Origin of the sequence: Micromonospora sp. NPDC049081 (genome assembly GCF_040648835.1) — a bacterium.
GTDB lineage: Bacteria > Actinomycetota > Actinomycetes > Mycobacteriales > Micromonosporaceae > Micromonospora > Micromonospora antibiotica.
In genome coordinates this window covers 205,026-219,512 of record NZ_JBEZEK010000011.1, presented here as the reverse complement: position 1 = coordinate 219,512, position 14,487 = coordinate 205,026, and the positions used below count along the sequence as shown (strand labels likewise).

Below are 14,487 nucleotides of genomic sequence, written 5' to 3'. Positions count from 1 at the left end.
CCCGACCCCGCGAAACACTCGACTGGAACACACCAGCCCAACGCCTCGCACAACTCATCGTCCCCTAACGATTGCACTCACCCCTTGACCCCGCCGGGGCGGATTGACGTAAACCTCTTGATCACCGGGGCGAGGCGGGGCGGGCAGGACACGGGCAGGGCGGAGCCGGAGGCAGGGGTGGGGCGGGGCGGGCAGGACCCACGGGTAGAGCGGGCGGGCGGGCAGGCAGGAGACGGGTGGGGCGGAGCCGGGGCAGGGGTGGAGTGGGTTAGGGGGTGGGGCGGGTTTGGGCGAAGGCGGCGAAGGCGGTGAGGGACTCCGGGTTGGCCAGGGCACCCTGGGCGGCTGCCGAGTCGACCGGAGTGCCGGTGAGGATCTTCTTGACCGGGACTTCCAGTTTCTTGGACGACAGCGTGCGCGGGACCGCCCTGACCTGGTGAATCTCGTCGGGGATGTGCCGGGGCGACAGGGCGGTACGCAGCTCGCGGGCGATCTTGCGGCGCAACGCGTCGTCGAGTTCGAGGCCCTCGGCGAGCACCACGAACAGCAACAGCTCCCCCGCCCCACCCTCGTCGTCCTCCAGGTGCACCACGACCGAGTCGACCACCTCGTCGAGGCCCTCCACCACCGAGTAGAACTCGGCCGTGCCGAGCCGTACGCCGCCCCGGTTGAGGGTGGCGTCGGACCGGCCGGTGATCACGCAGCCGCCCCGCTCGTTGATGGTGATCCAGTCGCCGTGCCGCCACACCCCGGGATAGACGTCGAAGTACGCCTCCGTGTAGCGGCGACCGTCCGGGTCGTTCCAGAAGCCCACCGGCATGCTCGGCATGGGCGCGGTGATCACCAGTTCGCCCAGTTCGCCGAGGACGGGGGTGCCGTCGGCCGAGCGGGCCTCCACCTTCGCGCCGAGTGCCCGGCAGGTGATCTCCCCGGCGTACACCGGTAGTAGCGGCACCCCGCCGACGAAGCCGGTGCAGACGTCCGTCCCCCCGGACAGCGACTGGAGCTGGAGGTTGGTGCCGACCGTGTCGTACACCCAGGTGAAGCCCTCGGCGGGCAGCGGCGCTCCGGTGGAGCCGACCCCGCGCAGCGCGGACAGGTCGGCGACGTCCTTCGGGACCAGGCCGGCCTTGCGGCAGGCCAGCAGGAACGGCGCGGACGTGCCGAAATAGGTGGTACCGGTCTCGTCGGCCAGCCGCCACAGCGCGCCGAGGTCGGGGTGGCCGGGGTTACCGTCGAACAGCACGATCGTCGCCCCGACGGCCGGCCCGGAGACCAGGAAGTTCCACATCATCCAGCCGGTGGTGGTGAACCAGAAGAACCGGTCGGCCGGGCCGAGATCGTGGTGCAGGGCGAGCATCTTGAGATGTTCGAGCAGGATGCCGCCGTGCCCGTGCACGATCGGCTTCGGCAGGCCGGTGGTGCCCGAGGAGTAGAGCACGTAGAGCGGGTGGTCGAACGGGACCGGGGTGAAGGTCAACGCCCCGTCGGTCTCCGCCGCCAGGTCGGCCCAGCTCAGGCTGCTCTGTGGTACGCCGCCCGGCGCGGCCTCCGCACCGCCGGCGGGACCACCGGGCAGCGCGGATGCCGGGGCAGCGCCGTCGGAACCGGCCGGAGGGGCAGCGCGGTCAGAACCGGCCGGAGGGGCAGCGCCGTCGGAACCGGCCGGAGGGGCAGCGCGGTCAGAACCGGCCGGGGCGGAGCCGTCGGGGCCGGTCGGGTGCAGGTAGGGGATGTGGACGGTGTGGGTCAGCGATGGCAGGGCGGCCCGGATCGCGGCCACCTCGGCGCGCCGGTCGACCGGCTTGTCGCCGTACCGGTAGCCGTCCACGGCCACCAGGACCTTCGGGGCGATCTGCTGCCAACGGTCGACGACACTTCGGGTGCCGAACTCCGGGGCACAGGACGAGAAGATCGCCCCGAGGCTGCTGGTGGCCAGCAGCAGCACGTACGTCTCGGGGATGTTCGGTGCGTACGCGGCCACCCGGTCCCCGGCGACGACGCCGAGGCGGCGCAGCCCGGCCGCCACCCGACGGACCTGCTCGCGCAGTTCGGCGGCGGTCAGGGTGACCGGCGGGCGGGTCTGGGAGTGGGCGACCACCACCGGGTCGTCATCGGCGCGACCGGGCAGCCGCAGCACGTTCTCGGCGTAGTTGAGCGTCGCGCCGGGGAACCACCGGGCACCGGGCATCGCCGCATCGGTCAGGGTCGCCGTCGGCGGGGTGTGCGCCACCACCTCGAAGTGGTCCCAGATCGAGCGCCAGAAGGCGTCCAGGTCGGTGACCGACCACTGCCACAGCGCGTCGTAGTCGGCGAAGTCCAACCCCCGGTGCTCCCGCAGCCACCGCAGGTAGCCACCGATCCGGGACCGCTCGCGTACGTCCGCCGGCGGCGTCCACAGCACGTCACCCACCGCTCCACCCTCCCTGAGGCCCACACGGCACTGTGCCCGGCCATACCGCCATCTTGCCTACCTCGCAGCGCCATCATCCACACCGGGGCCTACCACGGAAACGTGCCCCGCGCACACAATCCGTCCCCACCCCCGCTCACCCCACCCCACCGCCGAGCCCGCCTCAACCCGCCGAGCCCGCCTCAACCCGCCGATCCGGCTGATCCCATTCGACCAGACCCCGTTGATCAAGAGGTTCGGGTCAAATTCCAGCCCGAACCTGACGCATACCTCTTGATCACCGCACCGGCACATTCCACCCCGGCCGCAGCGATGGGCTGGAGCCGGTGATCAAGAGGTTTGCGTCAACATTGAGCCGATACCTGACGCAAACCTCTTGATCACCGGGCTGGGACGCCCAATGCCGGGTGCAGCCGAGGGGCTGGGGTGGTGATCAAGAGGTTTGGGGCAGGACTGGGCGCGGAGCTGACGTAAATCTCTTGATCACCGGGGCGGGAGGGGGTGCTGGGGGGGAGGAGGGGTGGGAAGGGGGAGCTGGGGGGAGGGGTGGGAGGGAGGGGGTTAGGAGGCGCGGTGGGCTTGGATGGCGCGGCGTTTGGCCAGGCGGTGGGCGCGGCGGATCTCGGCCTCCTTGTAGCGGCGGTGATCGTCGGGGGTCTCCGGGAGTACGGGGCGGACCGGGCGGGGTGCGCCGGCCACGTCCACCCCGACGAAGACCAGGTAGGCGGTGGCCACCCGGACGGGTTCGTCCTCGGCCGAGTCCCAGCGCTCGGCGACCACCTTCACCCCCACCTCCATCGAGGTGTTGCCGGTCCAGTTGACCTGGGCGTGGGCGTGCACCAGGTCACCCACCCGGACGGGCTCGGAAAAGATGATCTCGTCGATGGAGGCGGTCACCGCCGTGCCGCCGCTGTGCCGGGCCGCCGCCGCCCCGGCCACGTCGTCGACGAACTTCATCAACACCCCACCGTGCACGGTTCCGTACAGGTTGACATCGACAGCGGTCATGATGCGACTCAGCGTGACCCGGGAGTACGACGTCGGCTTGCCGGGAGGGGTGGTGGGGTGCTCGGTCATGGCAGAAACGGTACGGTGCGCCAATGCGACATCTCTGGAGCTTCCTCGCCGGGCTGGTGGTGGCACCCGTCACGTGGGTGCTGATCACCCTCGGGCAGGACGGGTCGGGCCGGACCGTGGACCGCTGGGTGGAGATCGGCACGTACAACACGGCCAACCTGATCGAGCCGACCGTCTACCTCGGCGTCGCCGGCATCCTGCTCGGCCTGGTCGGCACGCTGCGCACCTCGCCGCTCGGCCCGCTCGTCGCCGGGCTGCTGCTGGTCACCCCGTACGTCGGGATGTTCATCGCCCCGTTCACCGTGCTCGACTGGATCCCGAGCGGCTGGAAGGTGCTCGGCGACCCGCTGCCGCTGCACCAGCCGGTGCAGAACGGCACCCTGTTCCTGATCGGCGTGTTGCTGCTGATGGCCGTGTTCAGCGTCCAGCGGTGGCGGCGCTGGCCGCAGCCGGCGACCGGGACGGAATCGGCCCCGGCCGACTACGACGACCCGCCACCGCCCAGCTATGCCACGAGCGACTGGCCGCCGGCCGGTCCGCCCGCCCGCAGCGAGCCGGACACCGCGCCGCTCACCCTCGGCTACCCCGATCTGGACACCCCCACCGAGCCGCTGCCCCGGCGGGCCGGGACGGAGTCGCCGTGGTCCGCCCCGCCACGCTACGGGGCCAAGCCGGAAAACAGCCCCGACAATCGTTGACCGTTGGCGGGTGGGCCGGCACGACCGGCCCACCCGATCATCCGGTACGGCTTCTTCACGGCCGATCCGTTGTCAGGACGGCTCGGCCCCCTCGGGCGGTGACCAGGGATCGACGGGCAACTCGTAGACGAGTGATCGAGGACATTCGACGCAACGGCCACCAGGGAATCGGCAAGCCGGAGCAGCTCCGGGGCAACTGGTCGGGGTTCTGGTCGAGGCGCATCGACCAGGAACACCGCCTGGTGTATCGGATCGTGGAAGACACGGTGCAGATTGCGCAGTGCCGCTACCACTACGAATGAATCAGACACACCGCGCCGACGGCGCGTCCGGACGCGCGCTCCCGGACGCGCGGCGGCTGCCGCCGCGCCGCTGACCCGCCGGAAGCCGCAGACCGAGGTCGACGGCTACTCCCGGAGCTTGACGCCCACTTCGCACGCTGCCAGTCGGGTGCGAAGTGGGCGTCCGAAACAGTCCCTCGTCAGTCCTTGAGGAGCTGCCTCGCCATCACGATCCGCTGCACCTGGTTGGTGCCCTCGTAGATCTGGGTGATCTTGGCGTCGCGCATCATCCGCTCGACCGGGTAGTCGCGGGTGTAGCCGTAGCCGCCCAGCAACTGCACCGCGTCGGTGGTGATCTCCATCGCCGCGTCCGAGGCGAAACACTTCGCCGCCGCCCCGAAATAGGTCAGGTCGGCGTCGCCACGCTCGGACTTCCCGGCCGCCGCGTAGGTCAACTGGCGGGCTGCCTCCAGCTTCATGCCCATGTCGGCGAGCATGAACTGCACCCCCTGGAACTCCGCGACCGCCTTACCGAACTGCTTGCGCTCCCGCACGTAGCCCTTGGCGTAGTCCAGGGCCCCCTGGGCGATCCCGACCGCCTGCGCGGCGATCGTCACCCGGGTGTGGTCCAGGGTCCGCATCGCGGTACCGAACCCGGTCCCCGGCTCACCGATGATCCGGTCCGCCGGGATGCGCACGTTGTCCAGGTAGACCTCCCGGGTCGGGGAGCCCTTGATGCCGAGCTTCTTCTCCGGAGCACCGAAACTGACCCCCGGGTCGGACTTCTCCACCACGAACGCGGAGATCCCCCGCGACCGCGCCGCCGGATCGGTCACCGCGAACACCGTGTAGAACTCGGAGACGCCGGCGTTGGTGATCCACCGCTTCACCCCGTTGAGCACCCAGTGATCACCATCACGCACCGCCCGTGTCGTCATCGACGCCGCGTCACTGCCCGCCTCCGGCTCCGACAGACAGTACGAGAACATCCCCTCACCAGCGGCCACCCGGGTCAGGTAACGCTGCTTCAACTCCTCGGACCCGGCCAGGATCAACGGCATCGAGCCGAGCTTGTTCACCGCCGGGATCAACGACGACGACGCGCAGACCCGCGCGACCTCCTCGATGACGATCGCGGTGGCCAGGGCGTCCGCGCCGGCACCGCCGTACTCCACGGGGATGTGCGGGGCGTGGAAGTCGGCGGCCCGCAGCGCGTCGTACGACGACTGGGGGAACTCACCGGTCTCGTCGGCCTCGGCCGCGTGCGGGGCCACCTTGGCGGCGCAGACGTCGCGGACCGCCTCGCGGACCGCGTCGTGCTCCTCGGGCAACCGGTAGACGTCGAACGTCTGCTCTGCGGCCATGTCGACCCTCCCATTTCACGGCTATCATGCGCAGTCTGTGACGTCCCTCAGGCCGCCGACTGCCGCGGTTGAAGAATAGCCATCGCGACCCCCGTCATGTTACCGACAGGTAGGATCACGCCGCACGGCCCCCGAGAGCGCACAACTACGCTGACCGAACGACAGGTTTTTCCATCGGTGCCCGGCCAGGCGCCGCAGCCGATTGCGACGCAGTGAAGCGCCGCCAGCGCGAGCGGAGAAGACAGGCGTGACGATCCCGTACCCGAACATCCAGCCGGCGCCGACCATCTCCCCGGTGACGCCCCCCTCGGGTGCGCCCCGCCCCCGGGTGACCTTCCTGGGCACCGGCTACCTCGGCGCGACGTACGCCATCTGCTATGCCGAACTGGGCTACGAGGTGCTCGGCTTCGACGTCGACGCCGACAAGATCGCCAAGCTGAACGCGGGCGAGGTGCCGATCCACGAACCGGGCCTCGACGAGCTGCTGCGGCGTAACCTGGCCGCCGGCCGGCTGCGGTTCTCGACCGACATCGCCGAGACCGCCGACTTCGGCGACGTGCACTTCATCTGCGTCGGCACCCCGCAGCGCGCCGACGGCATGGGCGCCGACCTGTCGTACGTCGAGGCGTCGGTGACCGCCCTGGCCCAGCAGCTCACCCGCAAGGCGCTGATCGTCGGCAAGTCCACCGTCCCGGTCGGCACCGCCGAGTGGGTGGAGCAGCTCGTCGGCAAGCACACCCCGACCGACCTGGGCGTCGAGGTGGCCTGGAGCCCCGAGTTCCTCCAGGAGGGCTTCGCCGTCGACGACGTGCTGCGCCCCAACCGGATCGTGGTCGGGGTCAAGAGCGAGTGGGCCAACGCCATGCTCTACGCCGCCCACAAGGGCGTCTTCGACCTGGCCGCCACCGAGGACCGGGAGGTCCCGCTGGTGGTCACCGACTTCGCCACCGCCGAACTGGTCAAGGTCGCCGCGAACGCCTTCCTGGCCACCAAGATCTCCTTCATCAACGCGATGGCCGAGGTCTGCGAGGCCAGCGGCGGCGACGTCACCCAGCTCGCCCGCGCCATCGGCTACGACCCCCGGATCGGCAACCGGTTCCTCCAGGCCGGCCTCGGCTTCGGCGGCGCCTGCCTGCCCAAGGACATCCGCGCCTTCCAGGCCCGTGCCCAGGAGCTGGGTGCCGGCGAGGCGCTGCGGTTCCTGCACGAGGTCGACCTGATCAACCTGCGCCGCCGCACCCGGGTCCTCCAGCTCGCCGCCGACCTGCTCGGCCGCCGCTCCGGCCCGGCCGGCCCGGACTTCTCCGGCACCCGCATCGCCGTGCTCGGCGCGACCTTCAAACCCAACACCGACGACGTCCGCGACGCCCCGGCCCTCGCCGTCGCCGCGCTGCTCGCCAAGGCCGGCGCCGACGTGCACGTGTACGACCCGCAGGGCACCGAGAACGCCCGCCGGGTCGCCCCGGAACTGGTCTTCGAGGACAGCGTGAACGACGCGGTCTCCGGGGCCGACCTGGTCTGCGTACTCACCGAGTGGGCCGACTTCCGCAACGCCGACCCGGTGGCCCTCGGCGAACTGGCCGCCGGGCGCAAGGTCGTGGACGGCCGCAACTGCCTCGACGCGGCACTGTGGACCCAGGCGGGCTGGGAATACCGGGGCATGGGCCGCCCCTGACGACGCCGGAACGCGTCGGTGCGGGAGGTGACACTCCCGCACCGACGCGTTTTTTGTGCCCCTAACGGAGCGGCAGGTGTCGAAATCCACGCCCGCTCAGGGCATGCTGCGTGGGGACGGCGTCCACAGTGCGGCCGGCCGGGTGGAGGGATGTCGTGGAGAACTTCCAGTGCTCCTCGTGCGGGCGGCAGATGAAGGCGGCGGCCCGCTGCCCCAACTGCGGGGCCGAGCAACCGCAGTGGCGCGAACACCTGGCCGACATCGAACGCTCCATCGCGGAGATGAAGGCACGCGACGCCGAGATCGCCCGCGAACAACGACAGATCGCCGCGAAGATGCAGGCCGCCCTCTTCCAGCGGGACATCCTCGCCCACGCCGGTGACGAACGCGTCAAGCAGGCCACCCGCCCGCGCCGGGTGCTGCGCCGCAAGCCGGGCCGTCGACCGCCGACCGCCGCCACCGGAGCACCACCCCGGGTGCCCCGGCAGGGCACCCCGGCCGGTCCGGACGAACCCCCGCTCCCACCGCCGTACCGGACCGCCACCTGGCTGGGCGCGGACAACCCGGAACACCCGGCCGAGGCCTCCTCCCGGGAGGTGCAGAACATCCCCCTCGGGCTGGGCGCACTGGTGCTGGCGGTGGCCGCGGTGGTCTTCGCCGCCGTCGCGACCAGCTCGATGGACGCCCTGGCCCGACTCGGCATCCTGCTGGTCGCCACCGTCCTGCTGCTGCTCGCCCCGCCGGTGCTGGCCAAACGGGGTCTGACCTCCACCGCCGAGACGATCTCCACGGTCGGCCTGCTGCTGGTGCCGCTGGCCGGGTACGCGCTGTGGGCGGTGGACCGGATCGGCGCGTCCGGCGCGGTCTTCTCCGGGATGATCTTCGCGCTGACCACCGGGGTCGCCCTCGCCTACGCCGTCGGCACCGGCCTGCGGGCCCCCCGGTTCGCGGCGGTGCTGGCCGCCCAACCCGTGGTGCCGCTGCTGGCGTACGGGTGGATCAGCGGCCCGACCGGCTGGGCGGTGGTGTTCACCGTGGTGGCCGTGCTCGACCTCGGGCTGGTGCGCTCCGGCATCATGCGGGAACGACCGGCCCCACCGGAACCCGCGACCGCCGGCACCACCGCCCCGCCCCGGCAGCGGGTCACCCCGGACGGCCGGCCGGAGGGCGCACCCGAGGAGACGGGCGAGATCCTCGACGGCTCGGCGGCCACCCCGACCGGGCCCGCCCGACCGGTACCAGGGCTACCCGAGGCGACCTGGCTGCTGCACGGGGTGGCGGTGGCGCTCGCCCTGGCGTACGCGGTCACCGCCCTGCTGCGGGTGCAGACCGTACCGGCAGCCACCGGGGCGGGTGCGGCGCTGCTGCTGGCCGCGGCGGTGGCCCTGGCCGGCACCCTGCTGCTGCGCCGCCCGCCGCTGCCGGACGTGGGAGCCGGCATCCTCACCCTGGCCGTGATCGGCGCGCTCGGGCGGATCGCCTCGGTGGCCTTCCCGGACCGGGCGTTGCTGCTGATCGCCGCCGTCATCACGTTGACCGGGCTGGCCGTGCGGGCCGTACCGGAAGCAGCCCGACGGGGGCCGCAGCTCGCCTCCGCCGCGGCGCTGACCGTCAGCGGCCTGGTCGTGGCCGGCGGTGCGCTGCGGGCCGGGCTGGCCCCGGTCCAGGCGGCGCTGCCGGCCTGGCGGGCCGACCTGTCCGCGTTCCCTGGCGAGGTGGCCGCGACGGCCGGGCCGTCCGCCGGGCAGCTCGCCGCCAGCGCCCTGCTGCTCACCGTCGCGGCGGTGCTGGCCCTGCCGCCGGAGATCCGCCGCGAGTTCGCGGTGGTCGGCGCGGGCCTGACCGCGCTGGCCGTACCCGCCTCACTGGGTCTGGGTTGGGTGGCGGCCCCCTGGCCGATGGTGCTGGCGGCGGTCGCGATCGGCGTCGCCGGGATCTCCGCCGGCACGACCCGGGCGGCCGTGGTGCACGCCGGCACCGCCACCGTCGTCGGGTTCGTCGGGGCCGGTGCCGCCCTGAGCCGGCCGTCGGTGGCCGCCGCCGCACTGGCCGTGCTGATGCTGGCGGGCGTGCTGGTGGCGCTCGCGCCCCGGGTACGCATCGCCCCGGCCGCCGCCGACGTCCTGTCCGGCTGGGCGGCCGGTGGGGCGGCGTTCGCGCTGCCCGGCGCGGTCACCGCGTTCGTGGCGGCCACCGAGCCGTCCGGGCCGGCGCTCACCCCGGCGGTGCTGCGGGAACTGACGGTGCCGATCCTCGCGGCGGGCTTCCTGGCCGTCTGCGTCACCCTCGGCTACGCGGCGATGATGCAGGTGTCGCAGCGGCACCTGAGCCTGCCGCACGCCGTCGGCACGGGGCTGGGCGCGTTGGCGGTGGTCGGGGCCGCCTTCTTCGCCCCGGGGCGCACCGCCGCCGACGCCTGGCTCGGTGGGCTGGTGCTGATCGCCACCCTGCTGCTGCTGTTCGCCGGCCGGATCGACGCGGGTCGGCGTTCCGACCTGGCGCTGGACGGCGCGGACCTGGCCGCCGCCGCCGTCACCGCCGCACTGATCGCCACCCTGGCCCGGATCACCGCGGTGATCTCCCCCGGCGGGCAGCTCGCGGTCGCCGCCGTACTGGTGCTGGTGGTCGCCGTCGCCGCCCGGGCGATGCCCGAGGAGTGGCGGCGCGGCCCGGTGCTCGGCATCGCCGTCGGCGCCGCCCTGATCGGGGTACTGGCCGGCTGGTCCACGCTGCGCGGCGGGGTGGGCGTGCTGGCCACCCCCGGCCCCATCTGGGCCGGCGACCTCACCGCCTGGCCGGCCGCACCCACCGGCGGCTCGGCCTGGCAGGCACCGGTCGCGCTGGCGCTGCTCGCGCTGGCCGCCGCGATCCTGCTCCCCACCCCCTGGAAGTACGACGTGGCGGGCATCGGCGCGGTGCTCGCCACCATCGGCGTCCCGGCCGCCTTCGACCTGCCCTGGTGGTCACCGGTCCTGGTGGGGTTGACCGTCGCCACCGTCTTCGCCATGGCCGCCGTGGCGTCCGCCGACCCGCGCGCCGGGCTGTCCCGGGCCACCGTCGCCGGGGTGGTCGCGTTGCACGCCGCCGGAGCCGGGCTGGTGCGCCCGTGGACCACCGCGCTCGCCCTGGGCGGCATCGCGTTGATCGGTCTGGCCGTGGCGGCGGTGGCCCGGTCCGTCGCCCCCTCCCTGGTGGACGACGTCGAGACCGAGGGGATGCCGCCCCACCTGGTGCAGATCGGTGGCCTGGCGACCGCCGCCGCGCTGCTCACGCTCCCCGGTGCGGTGGCCGCCCTCGCCGCCGAGTTCGGCCACGGGTCGCAGGTGGTGCTGACCGCCGCGTTGGCCGCGTCCAGCTTCGGCCTCGCCGCCGTGGCCGCCGTCCGCCGCCAGGTGCCGCAGTACCTGCCGTACGCGAGCGCGGCGATCGCCGGTGGAGCCACCGTCAGCGCGCTGGCCGCCATCTTCGTCGACCTGCCGTCCGGGGTGTTCGCCGCCGCAGCCGCACTGCTCGGGGTGCTCGCCGAACTGGTCCGGGCGGCGACCGTGCCACCGGTCGGGTCCGCCCAGCCGACCCGCCGCTGGACGGTCCTGCTGGACGGGGCGCTGCGCCGGCTGCCCGACGACGGTACGCAACGACGCTGGCGGGTCGACCCCGCCGCCGGGGCGCTGGCCGCAGCGGCCGTGCCCACCGTGCTGGCCCTGATCTCCCTCGCACCGCTGCTCTTCGTGGCGCTGGTCGAGCCGCACCGGATGCTCGCCCACATCTGGCAGGGCCCACCGCCGCAGCTGCGTACCCCGCCACCGGAACTGGTCGACCCGACGCACGTGCTCACCGCGCTGCTGCTCACCGGCACCGCCGCGCTGGCCGCCACCGGCCTGTCCGGTGGGCGTCGGTCCCGGGCGGTGCCGGTGGTGCTGCCCGGCCTGGCGGTGACGCTGCTGATCACCCCGATCGCCCTGGGCATGGCCTGGCCGCAGAACGCCCTGGCCGCCCTCGCCGTGTTCACCATCTCGATGCTGGGCCTCGCGTTGACCCCGCCACCCCCGCTGGCGGAGCGCGCCCGGTCGCTGCGGTTGGCCCGGGTGCTGGTCTTCGTCATCGGGCTCGCCGGCGGTGGCGCGGGGCTGGCCGGCAGCCTGGCCAGTGAGGGGCTGACCCTGTTCACCCTGGGCGGCGCCGTCGGCGTCGGGGCCGTCGCCGCGTTCTTCGGCACCACCGGGCGGGCCCGCATCCTCGGCTGGCTGTTCGCCTCGCTGATGGCGCAGCTCTTCGTGCTCACCGCCGGGCTGGTGGCCGGTTTCCCCGCCGTCTGGTCGGCGTTCGGGGTGCTCGCCGTGGGCGCGGCGTTGCAGGTATTCGCCGCGACGCTGCCCCGGCTACGGCGGCCCGAGGCGCACCGGGAGGCCGCCACCGTCGAGTGGAGCGGGTACGCCGCCGCGCTCATCGCCCTGGCCCTGGCGTTCGACTCCCCCCGGCACATCGCCGCCCTGCTCGCCGCCTGGGGTGCCGTGCTGGGGGTGGCCGCCGTCCGGCCGGGCCGGCGACCGGTGGAGCGGCGGATCCTCTTCTGGGCGGTGGTCGCCTGCGAGATCGTCGCCTGGTGGATCCTGATGCGGGTCGCCGACGTGGCGCTGCCCGAGGCGTACACGCTGCCGTTCGCGGCGCTCGCCCTGCTGGTCGGCATGTTGGAGTTGCGCCACCGCCCCGACCTGTCCAGCTGGGTGGCGTACGGCCCGGCACTCGTCGCGGCGTTCGTGCCGACCCTGGCGATCGTGCTGGCCACCGACTCCAGCATGCTGCGCCAGGTGCTGCTGCTGCTCGGCGCGGTGGCGGTGCTCGTCTTCGGCTCGACCAGCCGGCAGCAGGCCCCGGTGATCGTCGGCGCGGCGGTGACCGCGATCGCGGCGGTACACGCCCTGTTCAGCCTCGGCCCGTGGCTGGTGCTCATCCCGGTCGGCCTGGTCCTGCTGGTGCTCGGGGCGAGCAACGAACGTCGCCGCCGCGCCCAGGACCGGCTCCAGACCGCCCTGCGCTCCATGAGATGAATCGGAGGGTCACGGCAGGGTCCGGACCGGTGGCTGGGCTGAGTGGGCCGGGTGGTCGCGGGCGTCCGGGTGGCGTGGCTTGCTGATCGACTCAATTGGACGAGTTTGCGGTGTCGGCGACGACTGGATGCCGCAGTACCACCCCCACTGCGAAGGCTGCCCCGCCCGGCAGCGTCGGGCGGGGCAGCCCCGGGTCGGTGGGGCGGATGCGTCGGTCAGGTCAGGGAGGCGCGGAGGGCGGCGTCCTTCTCGGCGACCAGGTCCTCCAGGTCGGCCTGGAAGGCGACCATCCGGGCGCGCAGGGCCGGGTCGGTGGCCGCGAGGATGCGGACCGCGAGCAGGCCGGCGTTGCGGGCGTTGCCGATCGACACGGTGGCCACCGGGATCCCGGCCGGCATCTGCACGATGGACAGCAGCGAGTCCATTCCGTCCAGGTGCTTGAGCGGCACCGGTACGCCGATCACCGGCAGCGGGGTGACCGAGGCCACCATGCCGGGCAGCGCGGCGGCACCCCCCGCCCCGGCGATGATCACCTGGAGTCCCCGGTCGGCGGCGTCCCGGCCGTACTCGATCATCTTGACCGGGGTGCGGTGCGCGGAGATCACCGCCACCTCGTACGGCACCTCGAACTCGTCGAGCGTGTCGGCGGCGGCTCTCATCACCGGCCAGTCCGAGTCGCTGCCCATGATCAGCCCGACGGTGCTCACCCGTGCCCCTCCCGCAGCCAACGGGCGGCCCGTGCGGCCCGCGCCCGTACGTCATCCAGGTCGTTGCCGAGCACCGTGACGTGCCCGATCTTACGGCCGGGTCGGACCTGCTTGCCGTACAGGTGGACCCGGGCACCCGGTTCGGCGGCGAAGAGGTGGTGCAGCCGCTCGTCGAGGGAGATCCCGCCCGGCTCACCGCCGAGCACGTTCGCCATCACCACCACCGGGGCGGTCAGCGCGGTGTCCCCCATCGGGTAGTCGAGCACCGCCCGCAGGTGCTGCTCGAACTGCGAGGTCTGGGCCCCCTCGATGGTCCAGTGCCCGGAGTTGTGCGGGCGCATCGCCAGCTCGTTGACGACCAGCCCGGTGTCGGTCTGGAACAGCTCCACCGCCAGCAGGCCGACCACACCGAGCGCGGTGGCCAGGTCGATGGCGAGCTGCTGGGCGGCGACCGCCAACTCCTCCGCCAGGTCGGGGGCGGGGGCGAGGACCTCGACGCAGATCCCGTCCCGCTGCACCGTCTCCACCACCGGGTACGCGGCGACCTGCCCGAACGGTGAGCGGGCCACCTGCACGGCCAGCTCCCGACGCAGCGCCACCCGCTCCTCGACGATCAGCGAGGTGCCCCCGGCGAGCAGGGTGGCGGCCAACCCGGCGGCCTGCCCGGCATCGTCGACCAGCCACACGCCGCGCCCGTCGTAGCCGCCCCGGGCCGCCTTGAGCACCACCGGCCAGCCCTGCTCCGCACCGAAGGCGAGCAGGTCCGCAGGGGCGTCCACCGGCCGCCACGCCGGGTTGGGAGCGCCCAACGCACCGAGCCGTTCCCGCATCACCCGCTTGTCCTGGGCGTGCAACAACGCCTCGGCGGGCGGGAAGAGCTTCACGCCCTCGGCGGCGAGGGTGCGGATGTGCTCCGTCGGGACGTGCTCGTGGTCGAAGGTGACCACGTCGCAGCCCTTGGCGAAGGTACGCAGCGCGGCGAGGTCGGTGTGGTCGCCGTACTGCACGTCGGTGGCGACGAGCGCGGCACCGTCGTCGGGGGCGAGCGCCAGCACGCGCAGTGACTGGCCGAGGGCGATGGCGGCCTGGTGGGTCATCCGGGCCAGTTGGCCGCCACCCACCATGCCGACGACGGGCAGACCGGTACGGGAATCCATAGCGCCACCAGCCTATCCGGGCCGCAGCGCCGGCCGACCCGAGGGCCACCCGTCCCTGGCCGGTGGC

The 14,487-nt window shown here is 73.2% G+C and carries 9 protein-coding genes; 4 read left to right on the top strand and 5 right to left on the bottom strand.

Annotation, left to right across the window (positions count from 1 at the left end; all coding sequences use genetic code 11):
- Positions 1-268: 268 nt before the first annotated feature.
- On the bottom strand, positions 269-2,404 hold the full coding sequence (locus AB0B63_RS18405; RefSeq protein ID WP_357019989.1) for an acetoacetate--CoA ligase: 2,136 nt from the start codon (positions 2,402-2,404) through the stop codon (positions 269-271).
- A 570-nt stretch (positions 2,405-2,974) separates the two neighbouring features.
- Positions 2,975-3,490: an acyl-CoA thioesterase gene (locus AB0B63_RS18400; RefSeq protein ID WP_208570974.1), complete on the bottom strand. Its 516-nt coding sequence runs from the start codon at positions 3,488-3,490 to the stop codon at positions 2,975-2,977.
- Positions 3,491-3,513: 23 nt separating this feature from the next.
- Between AB0B63_RS18400 and AB0B63_RS18395 the strand changes: the two genes are divergently transcribed.
- A complete protein-coding gene (locus tag AB0B63_RS18395; protein WP_357019939.1) occupies positions 3,514-4,188 on the top strand; it encodes a hypothetical protein in 675 nt (224 codons plus the stop codon).
- A gap of 98 nt (positions 4,189-4,286) precedes the next feature.
- Positions 4,287-4,490 (top strand): Txe/YoeB family addiction module toxin, encoded by a 204-nt coding sequence (locus tag AB0B63_RS18390; RefSeq protein ID WP_357019936.1) that lies wholly within the window; start codon positions 4,287-4,289, stop codon positions 4,488-4,490.
- Between the two features lie 179 nt (positions 4,491-4,669).
- On the opposite strand, the gene AB0B63_RS18385 is transcribed toward AB0B63_RS18390, so the two are convergent.
- Entirely contained in the window at positions 4,670-5,833 is a 1,164-nt protein-coding gene (locus AB0B63_RS18385) for an acyl-CoA dehydrogenase family protein (RefSeq protein ID WP_357019933.1), read from the bottom strand.
- Between the two features lie 247 nt (positions 5,834-6,080).
- On the opposite strand from AB0B63_RS18385, the gene AB0B63_RS18380 reads away from it, so the two are divergent.
- Together AB0B63_RS18380 and AB0B63_RS18375 are read left to right on the top strand one after the other, a co-directional pair.
- A complete protein-coding gene (locus tag AB0B63_RS18380) occupies positions 6,081-7,508 on the top strand; it encodes a UDP-glucose/GDP-mannose dehydrogenase family protein (RefSeq protein WP_208568510.1) in 1,428 nt (475 codons plus the stop codon).
- A gap of 155 nt (positions 7,509-7,663) precedes the next feature.
- Complete coding sequence (locus tag AB0B63_RS18375; protein ID WP_357019928.1) at positions 7,664-12,556, top strand: permease; 4,893 nt, start codon at positions 7,664-7,666, stop codon at positions 12,554-12,556.
- 215 nt (positions 12,557-12,771) lie between these two features.
- Here AB0B63_RS18375 and purE read toward each other — a convergent pair whose 3' ends face one another.
- Both purE and AB0B63_RS18365 read right to left on the bottom strand, forming a co-directional pair.
- Positions 12,772-13,263: a 5-(carboxyamino)imidazole ribonucleotide mutase gene (purE, locus tag AB0B63_RS18370; RefSeq protein WP_208568512.1), complete on the bottom strand. Its 492-nt coding sequence runs from the start codon at positions 13,261-13,263 to the stop codon at positions 12,772-12,774.
- Positions 13,260-14,420 carry a 5-(carboxyamino)imidazole ribonucleotide synthase gene (locus AB0B63_RS18365; protein ID WP_357019924.1) on the bottom strand — a complete coding sequence of 387 codons (1,161 nt, stop codon included), beginning with the start codon at positions 14,418-14,420 and terminating at the stop codon, positions 13,260-13,262. The genes purE and AB0B63_RS18365 overlap by 4 nt, the downstream gene beginning before the upstream one ends.
- Positions 14,421-14,487 lie beyond the last annotated feature (67 nt).

Excerpts from the sequence above, each read along its gene's own strand:
- AB0B63_RS18365 (WP_357019924.1), bottom strand. The coding sequence starts at position 14,420 with ATGGATTCCCGTACCGGTCTGCCCGTCGTCGGCATGGTGGGTGGCGGC.
- AB0B63_RS18395 (WP_357019939.1), top strand. The coding sequence starts at position 3,514 with ATGCGACATCTCTGGAGCTTCCTCGCCGGGCTGGTGGTGGCACCCGTC.
- AB0B63_RS18400 (WP_208570974.1), bottom strand. The coding sequence starts at position 3,490 with ATGACCGAGCACCCCACCACCCCTCCCGGCAAGCCGACGTCGTACTCC.
- AB0B63_RS18385 (WP_357019933.1), bottom strand. The coding sequence starts at position 5,833 with ATGGCCGCAGAGCAGACGTTCGACGTCTACCGGTTGCCCGAGGAGCAC.